Source organism: Pallidibacillus thermolactis (assembly GCF_025660415.1).
Classification (GTDB): domain Bacteria; phylum Bacillota; class Bacilli; order Bacillales; family Caldibacillaceae; genus Pallidibacillus; species Pallidibacillus thermolactis.
In genome coordinates this window covers 118462-139528 of record NZ_JAOUSE010000004.1, presented here as the reverse complement: position 1 = coordinate 139528, position 21067 = coordinate 118462, and the positions used below count along the sequence as shown (strand labels likewise).

The 21067-nt window shown below is 34.1% G+C and carries 16 protein-coding genes; 3 read left to right on the top strand and 13 right to left on the bottom strand.

Annotated features, from left to right (window positions below):
* The coding region (locus OEV82_RS02960) for a transposase (RefSeq protein ID WP_263060956.1) at window positions 1-322 on the bottom strand (322 nt) is incomplete at its 3' end.
* A gap of 551 nt (window positions 323-873) precedes the next feature.
* On the opposite strand from OEV82_RS02960, the gene OEV82_RS02955 reads away from it, so the two are divergent.
* The gene (locus OEV82_RS02955) at window positions 874-2661 is read left to right on the top strand and encodes a S9 family peptidase (protein ID WP_263060955.1); all 1788 of its coding nucleotides are present in this window, start codon (window positions 874-876) and stop codon (window positions 2659-2661) included.
* A gap of 808 nt (window positions 2662-3469) precedes the next feature.
* Here the strand turns inward: OEV82_RS02955 and OEV82_RS02950 are convergent.
* From OEV82_RS02950 to hpaB, 12 genes are all read right to left on the bottom strand, one after another.
* Entirely contained in the window at window positions 3470-3850 is a 381-nt protein-coding gene (locus OEV82_RS02950) for a 5-carboxymethyl-2-hydroxymuconate Delta-isomerase (protein WP_263060954.1), read from the bottom strand.
* 24 nt (window positions 3851-3874) lie between these two features.
* On the bottom strand, window positions 3875-4630 hold the full coding sequence (locus OEV82_RS02945; RefSeq protein WP_173658426.1) for a fumarylacetoacetate hydrolase family protein: 756 nt from the start codon (window positions 4628-4630) through the stop codon (window positions 3875-3877).
* A complete protein-coding gene (locus tag OEV82_RS02940; protein ID WP_263060953.1) occupies window positions 4590-5375 on the bottom strand; it encodes a fumarylacetoacetate hydrolase family protein in 786 nt (261 codons plus the stop codon). The genes OEV82_RS02945 and OEV82_RS02940 overlap by 41 nt, the downstream gene beginning before the upstream one ends.
* A gap of 144 nt (window positions 5376-5519) precedes the next feature.
* A complete protein-coding gene (gene hpaI / locus OEV82_RS02935) occupies window positions 5520-6422 on the bottom strand; it encodes a 2,4-dihydroxyhept-2-ene-1,7-dioic acid aldolase (RefSeq protein ID WP_173658431.1) in 903 nt (300 codons plus the stop codon).
* A 60-nt stretch (window positions 6423-6482) separates the two neighbouring features.
* Window positions 6483-7994, bottom strand: a complete 1512-nt coding sequence (gene hpaE, locus OEV82_RS02930; RefSeq protein WP_263060952.1) for a 5-carboxymethyl-2-hydroxymuconate semialdehyde dehydrogenase — start codon at window positions 7992-7994, stop codon at window positions 6483-6485.
* 852 nt (window positions 7995-8846) lie between these two features.
* On the bottom strand, window positions 8847-9512 hold the full coding sequence (locus OEV82_RS02925) for a GntR family transcriptional regulator (RefSeq protein WP_173658423.1): 666 nt from the start codon (window positions 9510-9512) through the stop codon (window positions 8847-8849).
* 157 nt (window positions 9513-9669) lie between these two features.
* Window positions 9670-10974: a TRAP transporter large permease gene (locus OEV82_RS02920; RefSeq protein ID WP_173658422.1), complete on the bottom strand. Its 1305-nt coding sequence runs from the start codon at window positions 10972-10974 to the stop codon at window positions 9670-9672.
* Window positions 10964-11461 (bottom strand): TRAP transporter small permease, encoded by a 498-nt coding sequence (locus OEV82_RS02915; RefSeq protein WP_173658421.1) that lies wholly within the window; start codon window positions 11459-11461, stop codon window positions 10964-10966. Before OEV82_RS02915 ends, OEV82_RS02920 begins: the two co-directional genes overlap by 11 nt.
* A 5-nt stretch (window positions 11462-11466) precedes the next feature.
* Complete coding sequence (locus tag OEV82_RS02910; protein WP_173658420.1) at window positions 11467-12516, bottom strand: TRAP transporter substrate-binding protein; 1050 nt, start codon at window positions 12514-12516, stop codon at window positions 11467-11469.
* A 726-nt stretch (window positions 12517-13242) separates the two neighbouring features.
* Window positions 13243-14226 carry a 3,4-dihydroxyphenylacetate 2,3-dioxygenase gene (gene hpaD, locus OEV82_RS02905; protein WP_263060951.1) on the bottom strand — a complete coding sequence of 328 codons (984 nt, stop codon included), beginning with the start codon at window positions 14224-14226 and terminating at the stop codon, window positions 13243-13245.
* Window positions 14227-14372: 146 nt separating this feature from the next.
* Complete coding sequence (locus tag OEV82_RS02900) at window positions 14373-14852, bottom strand: flavin reductase family protein (protein ID WP_173658418.1); 480 nt, start codon at window positions 14850-14852, stop codon at window positions 14373-14375.
* Window positions 14853-14912: 60 nt separating this feature from the next.
* Window positions 14913-16391 carry a 4-hydroxyphenylacetate 3-monooxygenase, oxygenase component gene (gene hpaB, locus OEV82_RS02895; RefSeq protein WP_173658417.1) on the bottom strand — a complete coding sequence of 493 codons (1479 nt, stop codon included), beginning with the start codon at window positions 16389-16391 and terminating at the stop codon, window positions 14913-14915.
* 218 nt (window positions 16392-16609) lie between these two features.
* On the opposite strand from hpaB, the gene OEV82_RS02890 reads away from it, so the two are divergent.
* Both OEV82_RS02890 and OEV82_RS02885 read left to right on the top strand, forming a co-directional pair.
* On the top strand, window positions 16610-17500 hold the full coding sequence (locus tag OEV82_RS02890; RefSeq protein WP_263060949.1) for a LysR family transcriptional regulator: 891 nt from the start codon (window positions 16610-16612) through the stop codon (window positions 17498-17500).
* Between the two features lie 930 nt (window positions 17501-18430).
* A complete protein-coding gene (locus tag OEV82_RS02885; RefSeq protein WP_263060948.1) occupies window positions 18431-20617 on the top strand; it encodes a type IA DNA topoisomerase in 2187 nt (728 codons plus the stop codon).
* Window positions 20618-21067: the final 450 nt, after the last annotated feature.

Here is a 21067-nt window from a genome sequence, read left to right as displayed (position 1 = left end):
CTCGAGTGCTCATCCCACTTTGGTACATTTTAATAATCGCTTCTTCGAGCCAACCATCGCGGCGTTGATAAGGTTCAAATAGTTGGGTTTGAAAATCCCCATTTCGATCTCGTGGAACATAAAGCTGATCAATTTTTCCATACTTAGTATCCAAAGAACGGGTGTAATACCCATTTCTGGAGTTATGAACCTCTTTCTGTTCTACTTCTAGAAAGTTTTTGATTTCTTCTTTCATGATGAGCTCTAATTTTTCTTTGACAAACTCACGAATCATATTTTCTAGTTGATTTGCGAAGTCAGAGTTAGGTATACTACTAGACATAGGTAGGGTCATCCTTTCTCAATTTGTTTGGTCGCAAATCTGAGAATACCCTACCTATTTTTATTTATCTAGAAATTTGCTTACACAAAATTTTATACATCATCAAATAAACAAAGATTTTATTTTTTAATATATTTTTATCAATTTTACCAACAATAAATAAGCCTTGAATTTATAGCAGTTTAAATCATTATCAATAAATTCATCATTATGTGTAATTATACTCATTCAATTTGGAATACCTTATTCAGTACGGTGTTTCATATAAAACTATATTTAAATGATAAAAACAAAATTCGTAATTTAATAAGTACAAAAAAGGTGATTTTCTTATGCAAGATCGAGGAATTAAGTGGAAAGGCTTTTTTCATGCTAGAAATGCTAAAAATATATGAAGGTGAAAAAGCTAGTTTTAAACAAATATGAATAATTGACAATGAGGATGTGTGAATCGTTTACACTCTATTTTTATATTACAATTCGTACTTAACTGACAACTTTTATTCAGTTTGTTAAAATTATTATATATTTTCAAAAAAGGAGTGTTTTTTTTGATATCATTTCCAAAACCTGATGTTGAACAATTTTTTCAAACTTTAGTTGTCGAGAATTTCACCGTTTCCCCCGATGAAAAACAAATTGTATTTAGCACAAATTTGAATGGTCACTTTAACCTTTGGGCAATGGATTTACCAAATCAGTTTCCCTATCCACTAACCTTTAAAAATCAAAGTGCAGAAGTTGTTCACTATGCAAAAAATGGAGAGTTTATCATTGCAGGATTTGATAATGACGGAGATGAAAATACTCAACTTTATGCACTGGCACCAAAAGGAGGACGACTAATTCCTCTACGTACAAATGAAGGAGTACGACATTTCTTCCTCCATTTAACAGAGGATGGTAAACGACTTTATTATGCAAGCACAAAGGAGAATCCTACATATTTAAACTCATATGTTTATAACATTGAAACTGGTGAGGAAAAACTAATAATAGAAGGAGCAACCGCTCCAACCTTTATATATGCTGTTAACCCGAATGAAAAGAACTTGGTTTTTGTCAAACAATTTGGTAACACGAACTCTTTAGCCTATTTGTTGGCAGACCAAAAGGAATATTTATTAACACCAGCAACGGATAAACAACATACGGTAACGGACGTTGTATACACATCCGAAAATGAAGTGCACTTTATTACCAATTATGATGCTGACCGTTCTTATCTAGCAAAGTTTGAAATTGATACAAAGAAATTTTCAAAAGTACTCCAATTAGAACAAGAAAACTTTCAATTTATTAGTTTCTCAGAAAAAGATCAAGTACTGTATCTTGTTGGAGCTTATGGTGTAGAAGACCGTCTATATTCCTTAGACCTTTCTTCAGGAGAACATAAACGTATTTCGCTTCCAGTTAGTGTAGTCGAAAAAATTGTTGTTGCAGATAGTGGGAACTTATATATTCAAGGTCGGTCAGCCATTCGTCCGAATAACTTGTTCAAATCAACGGACAAAGGACTATCATGGGAAGAACTGACTCATTTCCGCGTCCCAGGTGTGTCTGATGAAGAACTTGTCGAACCGGAAGTATTAACCTACCCTTCCTTTGATGGCTTAGAATTGGAAGCTTTATTTTTCCGCGCCAAAGAAGAAAACAATAACGGACATGTCATTTTATGGCCACATGGTGGTCCGCAATCAATAGAACGAAAATGGTTCAGGGCTATGTTTCAATTTTTAATTAATCGTGGTTATTCCATTTTCGCACCAAACTTTCGGGGTTCCTCTAACTATGGATTAAAATTTATGAAAATGGTGGAAGGGGATTGGGGACACGGTCCACGACTTGATAATATATATGGGCTCGATTGGCTTATTGAAAATGGTTATGCCGAACGTGACAAAATTTTATTAATGGGCGGTAGTTATGGAGGATATATGGCCTTGTTATTACATGGTCGCCATGCTGATTATTTTAAAGCCGTTGTTGATATTTTTGGAGTAAGCAATCTATTCTCCTTTATACAATCCGTACCAGAATTTTGGAAACCATTTATGAATCAATGGGTCGGTGATCCAGAAAAAGATAAGGAAAAATTAACTGAGTTTTCACCAATCACTTGGTTAGATGGAATGACAAAACCGATGCTCGTCATCCAAGGTGCCAATGACCCACGTGTCGTAAAAGCGGAATCAGATCAAATTGTTGAAGCATTAAGGGAAAAAGGACGTGACGTTGAATATATTGTATTACCTGATGAAGGACACGGCTTCTCTAAAAAGGAGAATGAGATATTAGTATACCGAAAGATACTAGAATTCTTCGATCGCTTTATTTAAGTTTTGTATTTAGGGGCGTTCAAAAACACCAAAATCATAGATTTGAAAGAAAATGGCGGCGTCTCCAGTGGGAGCAAACGTGCTTGCACTTAAGGTGACTGGGGCCGTGCCACTGGATGTACGTCCGCCATCGTACCTATCAATGATCCCAGAAAATCAAACTTTCTGGACAGACTTTTTTTAGCCACTTCAAAGAGGAGAAAAAACTCTACATTGATTGGAATTCTTACATTACCCATCTGGTGCATTGTATTTTGTATGAATCTTCTATCTATAATAGAAAAAATTAAACATGAAGATGTTGAAGGATATCTAAAAAATAAAATTTAGTTTGCAGTATCATTTGTCATTATTATCCTGATTATTGCTGTATTATGATAATAAGTACCTGCCTTTATGGCAATTGTTTCCCATTAAAATAATTTATCGTTCTTTTGATAAGGTTGCATTTCCATTCATCAAAAGATTTTCATATATTATTCTCTTCATATCTCTAGTAGAATATGTTTTTTCTACTAGAGTATGTTTCTTTGTGTAAAATGACTATCATTCACATTTTTAGGCTGAAAAGGCGCACGATATCCATCCCAAAGGACGACGCCATAACTTTTCCATTCATCTACTATCATTGTACGAAAATAGCAAAATGGCCTGTAAAACTCTATACAGCGAGTCAACTTAATTGTTTGCCCTCGTAATGACTTCTTTTTCATTTGTATATATTGTAATAGCAATGACCTATATGTAGCAGGTTTTTCTTGCATTCTTGAATCAAAATCGTAAAGAATATCCCTCAAAAATGTACCGATTATTTATAGCGATTGTGAATGTTATTTAATTTGTATGTAGCCTTTTGAAATTCATAAACTTCCATTGATAAAGCAAGATAGCGTTTGTTATATAAAACTTGAAAGTGTTCTTGAATTTGATTAAAAACGGCATCACTAATCTTTTTAATATCCTCTTCAGAACGACCTTTACCAAGTTTTAATGTTGCATGGACAAAGGCATCATTATGACTTCCATCGGCAACAACATAATGATTTAATTCGATGGCTCTAGATCGTAATCCTCCGATAGGAATGATTTCTGGAAAGGATAGTAGTACATCATTAACTTTTTTTAATAGTTCTTGAATTTTTCCTTCCTCTTTAATGTTATCCGTATATTCAAGGATAAAATGTGGCATCAATCACTCACCTTCTCATCTAATTTATTGCTGTAAAACAGGTTCTGCGACTATAGTATTTACTAACCGACCAAGTCCTTCAATTTCCGTTACCACTTCATCCCCTACTTTCGTATCGACAGAACCTTTTGGAGTTCCTGTTAAAATCACATCTCTAGGATTTAATGTCATGAACCCGCTCAAATATTCGATCAGTTCAGGAATACTTATAATCATGTCACTTGTATTTCCTTCTTGAGTCTTTTCACCATTAACAAAAGTTTGCAGTTTTAAGTTCATTGGATCTTGTATGTCCTCTGCGTCCACAAGCCAAGGACCAATGGCAGTAGATGAATCACGATTTTTCACTCGTAAATTTGGACGATAATAGTTTTCTAAATAATCGCGGAAAGCATAATCATTTGCAATCGTGTATCCTCTTATATAATCATAAGCATCTTTCGCCTTTACATTCCGAGCCATTTTACCGATCACTACCGCTAATTCACATTCATAGTGCATAAATGTAACATCCGAGGGACGTACCGTTTTACCACGATGTCCGACGATTGTATTTGGCCCTTTTAAAAATACTAATGGTTCTGATGGTGTATGAAATGATAACTCTCTCGCATGTTCAGCATAATTTAAACCTAAAGCAAAAATCGTTTGTGGAACAAAAGGAGGAAGCCACACTACCTCATCTTCCATTACGATTTTCCCATTTGTAAGCTGAATGCCCTCACCTAACTGAATGGCATCATAGATAACCCCTTCGTATGCAACTCTTGCATGTTTCATATTTTTCACCTACCAACGTTTCCTCACATTTCAAAACGTTTTCTAATTTTCCAATCCCTTCAATTTCGACTGTTACATGATCATCTACCTTAGCTAGTGGAGCATTTTCCGGAATCCCAACCAACAATACATCACCTTTATTTAACGTCATAAATTCAGTTACATCAGCAATCAGTTTACTAATCGGACGAACTAAATTAGCTGTACTATTTACTTGTTTTAGTTCACCATTCACATACACACGAATAACCAAATGATCTGGATTTTTAATCTCCTCCTTTTTCACAATCCAAGGACCAATAGGACAAAAACTGTCTCTAGCTATTTCTTTAACGGCTGGACGATAAATACTTTCATGGGGAATTTGTACATCATTGACAATTACATATCCGAAAACATAATCGAATGCGGACTGTTCAGTAACTTTTGTTGCTGCTTTTTCAAAAACAATTCCTAATGCTGCACCCATTTTTAAACTTTCAACTTCTTTTGGTACGTAAATGGATGAACCGTTTGCTACATGTGTATTGATAGGTTTTATATATAAAACTGGGGCTTTTGGAGGTTGTTTGTACGGACTTTCATTCATTTTTGATTCGAATTGTTGATAGGCTCCATTATAATTTAATAATGTGCCATATATTGTTCCATTAATTGGTATATCGAAGTTGAGCTTGTCGATTGTTTGAGAAGTTCGATTCATCATAATGAATTGCTTTTCTTCATCATATAACCCTTCCTTCATTTGTGCTTCACCCTGGAGTTTAAAACAAATTTCTTTCATACGGCTCACTTCCTTCCATTAAACAATTCATTTCAACTTAATATAAGAGCCTCCTGTAAAAAATGATAAAGAAAGCGGGACAAAGGAATTAGCCCGCTGCCCCATTTATTTTACAGTTTCAGGGATTTTTCCGTATTCAATCAAAGTTTGACGGATTTCTTCTTGTAATTCAGCAGATGGAAGTCCCATTGGTGGACGTAAAACAGGTTCAATTTTTCCCATTAAGCCTAATGCATATTTTGCTGGTGCCGGATTAGTATCTTTAAACAACACATCATTTAGTTTCATCAATTCAAAATGAAGATTGCGTGCCCTTTCAAGATCACCCTCTTCCCAAGCATCATGCAATTCTGCTACTTTTGCAGGTTCCACATTTGAAGTTGCGCTAATTGAACCTGCTCCGCCAATGGCAAGCATTGGGTAACATAATAGTTCGATACCGGAATATAAATTAAAATCTCTACCACAATATAGTAAAACTCGGTTAACATGTTCAAAGTCTTTATTTGATTCTTTAACACCAATAATATTCGGACAATCTTCTGTTAATCTAGCAAGCGTTTTGACTTCTAAGTTCACACCTGTTCGACCAGGAATGTTGTAAACAATAATGGGAATATCAACTGAATTCGCAACGGTTTTAAAATGATTATATAAAGCTTGTTGGTTTGGTTTATTATAGTAAGGAACGATCACCATTGCTGCATCAGCACCGATTTCCTGTGCTACTTTCGTAAGACGGAGTGTCTCTTGGTGATTTGTCGAACCTGTTGCCGGCACAAAAGGGACACGACCATTAATTGTTTTATATGCATGTTCCATAACTTGGATACGCTCTTCTGTCGTTAATGAACTTGGTTCACCTGAAGTACCTGTTACTGAAATACCGTGCGATCCATTTTCAATTTGGTACTCAATTAATCTAGAATGAGCTTCAAAATCAATTTCATAGTTTGATTTAAAAGGTGTTACAACTGGAGCAATCGATCCTTTTAATCTTTGTTTCATTTCATTATAATTTTTCAATATTTTACAACCTCCATTTGTTTATGTTTTTGTTTTAAACTATTATGCTTTCTTACCAAATTGTGGTATACGATGATCTCCGATGGAAACATGGATGACTTGTCTTTCGGTATAGAATTCAAAGGCGTAATATCCACCTTCACGCCCAATTCCACTATATTTTGCTCCTCCAAATGGAGTGCGAAGGTCACGCACATTTTGTGAGTTAATCCAAGCCATACCTGATTCTATCGCTTGTGAAACACGATGACCTCGTTTAATATCATTTGTCCATACGTAAGCAGCTAACCCATATTTAACATCATTGGCAAGTTCAAGCACTTCATCTTCCTCTTTAAAGGTCATCACTGCCATAACTGGTCCGAAAATTTCTTCTTGAACAACTTTCATTGCGTTATTTGCATTTAACAATAAGGTTGGTGCGACATAATTGCCGCTTGTTAATTCAGCAGGTATTTCACCTGAATAAATCTCACAACCTTCGTCTTTTGCTATTTCAATATAGCGTTTCACATTATGATAATGCGTCTTATGGATTAATGGTCCTAATTCTGTATTCGGATCCATCGGATCACCTACAATGACTCGATCCACCCTTTCTTTTAATCTAGCAATAAATTCATCTGCAATACGTTCATGTAAGTATAACCGTGAATTAGCTGTACACCGCTCCCCGTTAAAGGAGAAAATCCCCCATACTGCTGCATCTAAGGCACGGTCTAAATCAGCATCTTCAAATACAATGAATGGTGACTTTCCACCAAGTTCCATTGAAAAACGTTTCAAAGTATCAGCACCATTTTTCATGATTTCGGAACCTGTTTTTGTTTCTCCAGTAAATGAAATCAATTGTACGTCCGGATGTGCTACTAGAGAAGCCCCTGCAGTCTCACCAAAACCGTGTACAACGTTAAATGTACCTTTTGGCAGACCTGCTTGATCAATGATTTCCGCTAAAAGATTAGCTGATAGTGGTGACCATTCAGCAGGTTTTAAAACTACCGTATTACCTGTTGCTAAAGCTGGGGCAATTTTCCACGTTTCTAACATAAATGGCGCATTCCAAGGAGTAATTAATCCGGCAACCCCAACCGGTTTATGGATGGTATAATTTATAAATTCATCATCAACTTGATATGCTTCACCGGATAAATGACTTTTTACCATGTCAGCATAGAAACGGAAATTTTGTGCAGAACGTGCTACTTGTTTTCTTGTTTGGCTTATCGGTAGCCCTGTATCAAAGCTTTCAAATAAAGCTATATCTTCAATGCGTTCCTCTATTAATTGACCAATTTTGTAAATATATTCTAATCGTTCATTTTGTTTCATTCTTCCCCAAATGTTAAATGCTTCTTTCGCAGCCATTACAGCCTTATGAATATCCACATGATCTCCCGAGGCAACTTCATTAATGAATTCATTTTTAAAAGGATTTATGTTTTCGAACGTCTCATGGCTTTCCGCATCTACAAACTCTCCGTTAATATATAACTTTACATCCTTCACCCTTTTTTTTATTTCTTCATATTGACTTACCGTTTGTTGAGCCATATTACCATCCCCTTTTTAATTGTAAAATTCTAAATTGTTAATCAAATTCTTATGTGTAAATTATATATAAAATTATATATAATTTCAATTAAAAGCATTTCTTTTCTTTATAATTCTAAAACCTATTTTTATTGGATTTTCAGAATTAACCTTCCTGAATTATTCATTAAAATATTACGGAAAAACTGATTTTTAATGATCAAAACAATGATTATGTTACGCAAAAAGACAGACGTCATTTCGTCGGTCGTTGAATGTTGTATTAAATGGTGAAAAACCTCAATGATTACATTCAAATGTTGATGACTGTGTTAATCAGATATTCGTTTGCTGCCATATAATTAGACACTTTTCGTTCTTATAAAGGGGGACCGTTATTACGGAAACTTTGTTGCCCAAAAACTAGAAAGTTGAAAAAATATTTTAGAAGGATTTAATGAAATTATAAATAATATGTATTAAGTTGAACTTTAATATGAAGTGGAGGAATCATTATATTTCTATGAGTTTTATAGATATTTCTACCGAATTTAGAGGATAAAAAATAAAAAACACATTATCATCATTATTTGAAATAAGAATGGAATGTTTCATTAGAAAAAGTCAAAAAAAAAATGCTTCTCTAGCCAATCATAGAAGTTCTTCTTTATCGATTCCATTATCTTATATACGGTCTCTTTGGACCCAACATACTAAACTGGTTCACATAAGGGCGTGAAGTTGGTTTGTTATAAATACTAAATCTATTGTCCTAGGCAGTCCGACCTTCCTTCACTTCTACTAAAAAAAATGTAGCACAAACCTTGGCCAAGGTCTGTACTACTAATATTAGTATGTTTAATAAGCGATTCATTATATAAATGTGGTACCTGTGATTTTTGTTTTATTTTTTTTAAAGGCATTCAATGTATTTAATTTATGTGACCTTACCGCTAATTCAACCTCTTCAAAGCTTGCTTTGGTCTTTAATAAATGAATGATTTTTTCATGTTCTGCCACTGATTCTTTTGCTCTTTTCGGATTTATTGTTGAACCAGTGACACGAATTGAGTCTAGACGCTCCCAAGTTTTTTTTATCGTATCTATTAAATATTTATTCGGACACGTACTGTAAGTTAAATAATGAAATTCGCGATTTAACTTACCAAATTCTCCAAAATTAAATTCTTCTAAAGCCTCCTTCATTGCTTCATTCAGCGTGATTAAGTCAGTAATTTTTTCTTCGGGAAATGACTTTTGACTAAGTGCAGTAGCATAACCTTCCATCAACGCTAATACAGATAAAGTTTCTTCATACTCGTTTTCATTTATAGGACTTACTACTGGTCCTATATTTTGTTTATATTCAATCAGTCCTTCCGCTTCTAATTGACGAACGGCTTCTCGAATCGGAATTGCACTAGTCGATAATTCTTTTACCAATTGATTAATAACTATCCTTTGCCCCGGCGCATAATGACCTTCGACAATTTTCATTTTCATATACTCGTAAGCCTTTTGTTTTTTACTTTGTTTCATAGTATGGTAATTATATATAATTTTATATATAATGTCAATTATTCCTTATTTTCTCAAAACTGTTTTGTTTGTTTTTGTTAAATTTAGTATGACCTATCTTCGATCACTCTTCCCAGGTATAAATGAAGAAATTTTGTGAATTGCTTTTTTAAATAGGCTACCTCATAAAACTAGGTAGAAATGTAACAATTTGTGGGAAGATTATAAGAATTAGAATACAAATGACCATAGCATAAATCATCGGTATGACACCTTTAAATATTGTTCCTAATGGTATTTCCTTTGCTACACTTTTAATTACGTAGACGCTAATACCAAGTGGTGGTGTTAAAGCACCGATATTTGTCGCTAATACCATAATGACTCCAAACCAAATTCCATTAAAACCTAATTCCATAATAATGGGATATAATATGGGTAACGTTAAAACAAGAATGGATAGCCCGTCAATGAAGCAACCAAGTATGATCAACGCAATCAGAATAAGGACTAAAATAAAGTACGGGTTTAACTGGAGATTACTAACGATTCGTGTAAGTACAACAGGAATTCCACTTATTGTTAAAAATTGGCCAAATAATGTTGCGCCAATAACGATTAAAAAAATATTAACTGTGATACGTACCGTTTCATCAAACGAGTTTTTCAACTTCTCCCAGTTTAGTCTTTTTGTAATACCGGCAATTAGGAGAGATCCGACCGCACCAACTCCTGCAGCTTCAGTGGGTGTAAATACACCTAAATAGATTCCGCCGATACTAATTAAAAACAGAATAAGAAATGGAACAATATTTTTTAAAGAAATAAATCGTTCACTTAGCATCGCTTTCCCAGTTCTAGCTGGTGCATATTCTGGTCGCCTGCGAACAATAATAAATACTGTTAACATAAAGATAAGTATTTGTAACACACCGGGTAGAATACCAGAAATTAAAAGTTTTCCAATCGGCTCTCTTGTTAAAATCCCGTAAAGTATTAATATTACACTCGGTGGAATAAGGACCCCCAGTGTTCCGCCAGCTGCCACACAAGCTGTAGACAGACCAAGATTGTAATTATATTTTTTCATTTCTGGAAGTGTAATTTTAGCTACAGTGGCTGTGGTTGCATTTAAGGAACCTGAAATGGCGGAGAAAATACTAGCTGTCCCAATTGTTGCCATTGCTAATCCTCCACGCACATGACCAATCCAATTATCCAATGCGTTATATAAATCTCGACCGATTCCAGAATTAGACAAGATCATTCCCATTAATATGAACAGTGGGATAACACTTAACGAATAACTACTTGCTGTATCAAAAGGTGTTCTGCCTAATTGTGCTAATGCGATATCAAAACCTCTTATTAATCCAGTACCGATCATAGAAACAATAATGAGTGAGATACTTACAGGTATTTTTAATAGAAATAATATAATCAATACGAAAATTCCTAGTACACCGAGAAATTCAGGACTCATTTTGTTTCACCACACTATTAATAGATTTTAATGCATACACAAAAGCGATTAATGCAAATAACAAAGCTCCTAATGCACAAATAAACGCAAATATTGAAATCGGTATTTCTAAATCACCAGTAATTGTGTTCGTTTGATAAAGACGATTAGCATACATAAAAATGCTTGTACTCATAAGGAACATGATAATAAAAATAACGACATTTATAATAGAGTCAAAGATTGTTTGAACCTTCTGAGGTAGCTTTTCAATAACAAAATCAACGACAACATGGTCTTTATGAGTATGAGTAACTGCCAAACTTAAAAAAATGAGAATAGATAAACCATTTCCAACCAATTCAACTGCGCCTGTTATTGGTGTACGGAAAAGCCATCGGCCAAGCACATCTAAAGTAATTAGTAGCGCCATAAAACCTAATACAATCATAGAAAAATAGTGAAGAAAATGACTAGTTTTATTAATTATCTTTTCCAAAGTGATCACCTTTTTTACTCCCTCATTTCTTCTTTGAGTTCAAATGCTCGGTCTAAAATTTTTTGTCCCGGATATCCCTTTTCTTCCATGTCGTCTATCCACCGATTATAAAGTGGTTCTAATGCTTCTTGCCATTCAACTAATAATTCACCTTCTATTTCAATAAATTCAGCACCATGTTCTTCTGCTAATTGACGGCCTTTTTCTCCGCTTATATCCCAAGCTTTACCAGATTTTACCGCATATTCCATCCCCCTTAATTTATCGAGAAACTCTCTCTCAGAATCTGGTAAACTATCGTACGTTTTTTTATTCATCACAGAATAAAATGGAGTCGAAGAAAAATGGCCCACTGTAATATAATTTGAGACTTCATACAAATTATAGGCGTACAACGCTTCTAGAGGTATCATAGCCACATCAATGACACCCCGTTCTAAAGATTCATAAACATCGCCCATCGGCATTGAGATTGGGACAGCTCCCAATTGTTCCAAAATATCATTTGCTAAAGGTGACGGTGAACGAACTCTTAACCCTTCTAGATCTTCGGGATATTCAATTCGTTTTTCTTTACTTACTATTTGTGCGGGATCGGCTGTAAAAAGCCATAGCGGGATTGTATCACGATGTTCCTCCTGAAGTTCAGGAAATTCCTCGTACAATTTCGAAATGATTTTTGAACCATGTTCCGCTGATTCTGTTAAAAATGGTAATTCAAGAACTGTTACTAAAGGAAACCTTCCATTTGTATATCCATGAACACTAAGGGCAATATCCGCTTCACCCGTCACAGCCATATCATATTGTGATCCTGACGCCCCTAACGCATTAGAAGGATAAATATCATATGTAATTCGTCCTTCGGAATGTTCATTTAATTTGTCACCAAATTCCTTGAAAATTTGTTGCTGAACAGGGTGGTTCCCAGGTAAAAAGTGAGAAATAACTAAATTTTTACTTTCTCCCTTTGTAGAGGAAGTCACGGCATGGCACGATGTAAGGATTACAGTTAAAAATATAATAACGAACACAATCAATCCTTTTCTCCAAAATCTCCTCAATTTCTACACCTCTTTTATATATATAAAACTTAAATTTAAAGCGCTTACAATAATTTTTAATATTCAGAAAATAACCGTTTTAAAAATTCCCTATTCTTACAATCATTGTCCAGCAATGCAAGATACATATTGTAGCAACTTTTTCGAATATCACTCGAACCAATTATCAAGTTCTACAATTGCTTTATGTGTCTAATAGCTTTTCAACATAGACAGAGATCGTCTCTGATAACCTTAACCAAACATATCCGAATATTCTACTCATAAAATTCAGTGTCTTTGTAGTTTTATAATATCCCCCCCTTCACCCCCTCTGTAACAATAGGTATCCGATTAAAACAAAAAATAATATATAAAATAATATATCATTTCATATACTCCATAAAAGATATTATTATTTTTAGAATTGTTTGTCAATATTTCTTCAAAAATATTTGATATTTGACTAGTTACAAAATATAGCCTATTGAAACATTTACTTTTCCAACAAAAAGACTTGTTCCTTAAATTGATTACGATGGAGCAAACCACTTCTCGACCTTTTTATTTCATAAGATGTTCTACACATATCCTTCGTCCATCTAATTCTGGTTTAAACTTCAATGGTAGCAAGGTCCGAATGATTAGCTTTTTTAAACTTCCAAACAAATATTTTCGTAATATCAAGCAATGGTTAATCACCTAAAAACCCCTGGTTTTTATGCCAGAGGTTTATTAATCATCAAATTAGATAATAAATTGAGGTTTTTTTCTTTCTAATTTCGGTTCTTTAACATCAACGATTTCACCTGTTTCAATATCTAAAACGGCCGAAGTTTCCTCAAACCAGCTGTCTGGTGCAGCATGACCCCAGAATGTTTGACGCATTGGATCATCTAAATTCCATTTAATCGGTTCAAAGTCAGGATCAGACGTTAAGTAATCACCAAAATAAAGTTCAATTCGATGCCCATCAGGATCTCTTAAATATAGGAAAAACGCATTTGATAACCCATGGCGACCAGGTCCACGTTCAATGTGACTTGCATAACCTGAAGCTGCAAGAATGTCACATGTATCAATGAGAGCTAAAGGATCAGGTAACCAGAAACCTATATGATGCAATCTTGGCCCATAGTTATTCATAAACGCAATGTCATGAACATTTGGTTTTCTATGCAACCAACAAGCCCAGTTTCTTTCTAATTCATCTACTGTATATTCGGAACAAGCAAAACCTAGAGTTTTTGTGTAAAAGTCATAGGCTTTTTGAACATCCGATACAGCACAATTGAAATGATCTATTCGTTGTACTTTTGAACCACGATATAGATTGTAGCGTTGTAGTAAACGTTCGACGACATCCATTTCTGCATAAAACTCAATTGGCAAGCCAGAAATATCTTGTACCCGAAGAGCCCGACCAACCGCTTTTTGGGCCCCCTTATCAAGCCATTTTACTTTAGCACCTTGTTTACGAAATAAAGCTTCTAATTCATCTAAATCTTGTTCAGATCTAACTTTAAAACCAATGGCTTCTACAGCTGCTTTATCACTTTGTTTTAATACAAGACTATGATGATTATGCTCTTCATAACCCCTATAATATAAAGCGTTTTCATCTTCTTCAGTCAATACAAATCCTAATGTGTCATAAAAAGCTTTAGATTTTTCTAAATCGGTTACATGTAAAACAATACGAGCAGTACGAAGAATATCAAAGTTCCCCATAATTGAATCCCCCCATTCTTTAATTACCTTAATTTTTTTCGAAAAATATGGTAGAAAAGAAATTGAATATATATTTCTAATCTTTTCTGTTAAAGTCAAAGGCCATATCTTCCAATTCAACAATGTAGAACAAATGGTGAAATAAATTAGTTATTCACAAACTCTATCTGCAGATTTTGACCGTACTTTCCACCAAAAAATGTCAACGGATTGCCATCCCGTACAACAATGTCTAATACTTCTCCGACAAACAATGTATGATCCCCTACAACATGGGCTTCATATACATTACAAACAACAGATGCTAGTGCGTTTGGAATCACTGGTAAATCTAAAAGGTAATCAAACTCAAATCTACCTTCTAGTTTTTTTTGACCAGCAAAGTGCATAGACACATCAACTTGCTCATCTGAAAGAAAGCTGACAGCATATTTACCGGAAGTCTTGATTTTATCAATCATTTTCGCTTGATTATCAATGGATATGGTAACAAGTTTTGGATTTAATGAAACTGACATAAATGCATTGGCAGTCATACCGTGAATGTCTTCATTGACTTTTGTTGTGATTACCGTAACCCCCGTTGTAAACTTCCCCATCGCATTTCTAAAAGTCTTGTTATCCAAGTAATTTCCCCCTTTGTTTAACCGTCATTGACTGTTTACAAAACAAAAGTTGAACATCTTTTAGGACTTAACAAAATTTGGTTTTTTTACATTTAAACTATTCAGAAATTCGCGAACTCTGGCTTTATATGGTTCACGGTCTATTTTTTCAAAATAGGCCATTCCCATTCTTACTGGATCACCAAAGAAGTAGTATTCATAATGAGTCTCACGAGTACCAAATGCGCTCATCGTTAAATCCCATACTAATCGGAATAATTGAACCCGTTCATAACCATGTACATTTTTACCTTGCATAGCCCGATCTAATACTTCTCCAAGTTCTTCATTACTAAAATCTGCATATGTTGGTATACCTGTTAAACCAGAAGCACCTAAAATTCGTAAAATTTCCGCCATTCGAGGATATACGCGCGGGAACCAGTTTCTTGCCGCATCTAATGCTTCAAAGTCCGGTGTCATTACTCCCCATTTGTCTAATTTTGCGTTATGTTCTGCACGATATAAATGCGACTTCATCGTTTCTAAAACGAGTTTAATTTCGGTCCCTTTATCTTGTACATGTTGGAATCCATCAATACCTATAGACTCCATTAAAAGCAATGCCGTTCCAAGAAGAAATTCTGTTTTTGCGATATCTTTTATGACAACTTGATGTGTCATATGGGCTACAGCATTTGTATCTTTATAATAACGGTTACAAATGTCAGAGTTTCCAAGAATAAAAATGCGATCCCATGGTACTAATACATGATCAAAAACAACAATAGCATCGCCTTCTTCATACGTATTTGTTAACGGGTAATCAAATTTATTTTCATTGTAAACAAAACCTTCTCTGCTGATAAATTTAAGTCCTGGTGTATTATTTGGTAGTGCAAATGCTAGTGAATATGGGTCGTCTTTCTCACTTGATTTCTTGACTGTTGATGGAAATACCAGAATTTCATCCGTAATTGCTCCTTGGGTAGCTAATAACCGAATACCATCGACAATTACCCCTTCACTTGTTTTCTTCACAATGTGTAAGGCAACATTCGCATCTTTTTGTTCGGAAACCGCTTTAGCACGATTTACTTGAGGATGAATTAATGTATGGGTTAGGCTTAAATCATTTTCTCTCGCAAATTCAGCATATTTTCTAGCATTTTCTGCATACAATTCATCTCCACCCTCAGCGAAGAACTCACTGGCCGGGCCCATAACCATAACGTCAGCGTTTAAATAATCAGGTGAACGTCCCATCATTCCGTTCGTAATATTTTGCCATTCTTCAATTGCTTCACGGCGTTGGATTAATTCATCGATCGTTGTTGGAACCATAAATGTTTTACCAACCTTCTCTCCCGTTGTTGGCGATGTATATAGCATCTTATCTGGTTTTTCATATTGAACATCGTATAACTTTGCCATCGTTTTGATTACTTCTTTAAAAGCTCGATGTTCCGTTACATCTTCTACAAATTCTCCGTTCATATATACATTGTTTTTTGCATTTTTTAATCTTTCAATATACTGTTGTCCATTTTTGGCAGGCATTTTTATTCCTCCTTGTATTTCATGAAATTAAACGCATAGATGATTGCGTTTTCAACAACTCAATTTGATATTAACACCATTTTCTGTATATTTAAAATATTTATTTTATTTATGAACTATATGAAATAGATATACTTTGCTTTTACAAATTTCAAAAAGTATATATACTATTACTGGGAATGTTTTTAGAATTTTCTAATTATTAAAGGGGGGATATTATGGATTTTCGACAGTTACGTTATTTCTTTGTTATAGCACAAGAAGGGCAAATTTCCCGTGCTGCAAAAAAATTACATATGGCTCAACCGCCTCTAAGTCAAAGCTTAAAATCTCTAGAAACAGAATTGGGTGTACGATTATTCGAAAGAAATGGACGGACAATGGAACTAACGAATGCGGGCAAAGTCCTTTATAATAGAGCGAAGGATCTATTTTATTATTTAGATGAAACGATTAACGAGGTTCGAGATACAAATGAAGGACTGAAAGGTACTTTAGCCATCGGATGTGTAAAAACATTCTTTGGACATTTACCAGTAAAACTAAAAGATTTTAATAAAAATTATCCAAATATCAATTTTAATATTCACGTTGGAGATACGTTTGTGCTGTCTGAGTTATTACAAAACAGAACAATAGAAATTGCATTCGTCCGATTGCCACTTTCGTCCGAAATCTTTTCCTATTATCATCTGCCGGAGGAAAATTATGTTGTTGCTGTTCCTGAAAAAATGGAAAACAATTTTGTTAACGGTGCTATTACAATGGAACAACTGGCAAGATTACCATTATTACTACTTCATCGTACAAGTGGAATTGGTCAATATGAAATTATTAATCATGAATTTGAAAAGCGGGGGTTAAAACCAAATATACTATGTGAGTGTCCAGATGTTGATATTCTTATAGAATTGGTTTCCCATGGTGTCGGAGTTACGGTTGTACCAAGATCAACAATCTACCGAAAAAATATCAACGGGATAAAAATCCTTCACATCCAAGATGCCAAAATAATATCACACTCGGCATTAATTTGGCTGAAAAATCGATACTTATCAAAAAGTGCAACTCGATTTATCGATCTATTTCGGAACCTTGATCATCATTAAAAAGATCAATGAAAGGTTTTGATAAATTAGAAATATACGAACTTATTACTTAGATCCCCCTTTTTATTTTTTGTTCAGCAACCATATTGATAAACCTACTGTACATGCAAATTAAACATTCTCCTTGAAAATTTTCTTGTACATTCTATAATTTTGTTAGGCAGTTTCTACCTTCTCTATATTTACTGAAGACTGTCTATAAATATCACGGAAAAAAATCTAGCAGCGCCAATTTTGTATACTATGAAGCTAATGAATGTTGAAAAACCCGATCAAGGGTGCACTCTAGCATCATTATTCAAACAATAAGCAACAAGGCTCCATAGAAAGTATGTTAAATGATCTTTTTCCAAATGGAGCTTATCTGACATGGTGAATTGAACTCGTTCCTCCTGAAAGAATAACCCGAATGGAAAAGTTGGACCCTCGATACCTTGCCAATGATCCCGGAAAATCCCAATAGATAAAGTGAGTCAGTTTTCAGTGAACGATTCTAAGTAACGAAAATTATTCATACTGAAGATGCCGTGCGCGAAGGTGAACTCATCATTCGAACATTCTCCACTTAACAGGAGCCCACCAACCGATGACGACTCTGGATTTCCTCCCTTCATCTAAGGCAATTAAAGAAGGTTTACAAAAACTCCTAGATGAATCTGATAAAGATATTTATTTTACAAAGCTTATATCCATGCGTATGTTGACTTGATTATGGGTAACACTTTACGGCTATACAATATTCTGTTAAAACAACGAGAATTTTCTAATGTTTTTTCATTCGTTCGTATTCGTTAAATTTTCGGGCGTTTTTCAACTTCCCTGGAAATATATAACTTGTACGAATTTCATCCAATTTAAATTAGGTGTATTTAATTTCTGTTGTAAAAAAATTGAAAATCCCTACCTAAAAGAAGGTAAATGGAGGTAAAAATGGTAAGTGTTATTATTACAGAAAAACCTTCCGTTGCAAAAAACATCGCGGATGCGTTAAATATAAAGAATAGAAAAGATGGTTACTTTGAAGGAAATGACTATATTGTTACTTGGGCATTTGGACATTTATTACAACTTTATGATGCGAAGGATTACGATGAAAATATGGCAAAGTGGAGAATGGAAAATTTCCCTTTTATCCCTTCCCATTTTCGCTATAAAATAAAAAGCGACCCTCGTCATAAAGAAAAAGAAGATCTTGGTGCTAAAAAGCAGCTGAAAATTATATATCAGTTAATGAAACGAAATGATGTGGACTCGGTAATACAAGCTTGTGATTATGATCGTGAAGGACAAGTCATTGGGGATACAATTATTTATCATCTCAACACCAAAAAACAAGTTTATCGCTTATTATTAAACGAATGGACACCAGATGAAGTATTAAAAGGACTGCAAAACTTAAAGCCAAATACGCAAATGAGACCCCTTTTAGACGCTGGTATTAGCCGTCAATGGGCTGATTGGGTCATTGGCATTAACTTAACATCTGTAGCCACATTGAAGTATCAGAAGGGTTCCGGAAAAGCATTGAATATTGGCAGAGTGCTCCTACCAACGTTAAAAATTATATATGACCGCGATAAAGAAATTGAAAACTTTGTCCCTGAAAATTACTTTAAATTAACTGCTACATTTATAACAAAAGACGGTCAAGAATACGAAGGGACATATGTAGAAGGTGAAGAGGAGAAATTTAAAAATAAGGAGACTTTGGAAGTAATCCAACAGTCTTTAAATAATCAATCAGCCACAATCTTAGATAAAAAAGTTGAACTAAAAAAAGAATATCCCCCATATTTATTTAACCTTTCGAACTTACAAGGTTTTATAACAAGTAAATATAAAGGCTGGACTTCTGATAAAGTTCTAAGAGTGGCTCAATCTCTATATGAAAAGAAATATATTACATATCCACGTACTGCTAGTGTAGTATTAGAAGAAAGCTTAGTGGAAAAAGCAGCGAAGGTACTTAACAATCTAAAAAAAGGATTGCCTTATGAAAATGAAATTACATTTGCAAAAAAGAAACGTGTTTTTGATAATTCGAAAGTAGAAAGTCATAGTGCAATAACACCGACATATTTAATTCCAAAATCTTTAACTAGGGATGAAGAAATTGTATATAACGCAATAAAAAATCGCTTTATTATGCAGTTTATGCCGATTGCTGAACACGAGGAAACTAAAATAATAACTAAAGTTAATACTAATGATATTAAAGGTTTGTTTATATCAAAAGGAAAAGTACAGTTGGTTGAGGGTTGGAAAAAGGTTGAGAAAATGGAATCCAAAGATACGATCTTACCACTAGTCAATATAAATGAGATTGTTCAGATTAGAGATCATAAGTTGTCTTCCCATGTGACTAAACCACCAAAACACCATACAGAAAAAACATTATTAAGGGTAATGGAAACATGCGGCAAGAATAAAGACAAAGAAAATGAAGACAGTGAGGAAATGATGGCCGCAATTTTAAGTGGTTATAGCATCGGTACGCCAGCTACAAGAGCTGAAACAATAAAAAAATTAAAAGATGTCGGCTATATTGCTACTCAAAATAAAAATTTAATATGTACAGAACTGGGGAGAAAGTTAGTTGAAACATTTCCAGTAAAGGAATTATTTGATTTAGACTTCACAGGTAGATTGGAAAAAACATTGTCTGATATTGAAAAGCAAAAGTTTCCTAAGGAAAGTTTCTTGAAATTAATTTTTAATTTTACTACAAATGCTGTTAAAACAATTAAAAATGATAATGACATCATTATTAGTGAAGTATCAAATGAAAAGAAAACCCGTGAAGTTCTTGGAAAATGCCCTCTTTGCGGGCATGGAATTATTGAAGGTCAGAAAGGTTTTGGATGTAGTAACTGGAAAAATGGCTGTAAGTTTGTCATTTGGAAAAATGATAAATATTTAGCGTCAATGAAAAAGAAACCAACAAAAACAATGGTAAAAAGTCTTTTAAAAAATGGAGTCGCTTTGGTTAAAGGACTAACGAGTAAAAAAGGGAATAAGTTTGATGCTTATTTACGATATGAAAAAAATCCTGATAACGAATATTTTAGTTGGAAGATGGAGTTTCCCGAAAAGAAAGAGGCAAAAAACAAAATTTAAAATAAAGTGATTTTTAATAAAAGTTATGTTGATTAATGAATGCATAAATTAAAGGAAGCCTGAATAGAGGGGTTTCCTCCCCCCTTTACAAATAACGTCCAGTGTTTATTTACGTACACTACTATAAAATGACAAACACTTAATTAATAATTAGAATTTATTTTAACTTTCTTACTATTTATAGTTGGAATGTTTTCCTTTAATAAAACTTAGATATCCTTTCAATACATTCTGTATCATTCTACCACCACAGTTTCCAGTCTTAATAGTTTAAAATAGTTTCGACAAACCCATAATTATTTTAATATTTCTTTAGATTCGTTTAAATCTTCACTATTCCAATTCCCCTTTTTACATAAGGTGTCAAATAAGAAACACTAACAATATAGGTAGTGCCTATTTGGAGCATACTTAATCAGAAATATAGCTTTTCCCTTTTTCTATTACTCT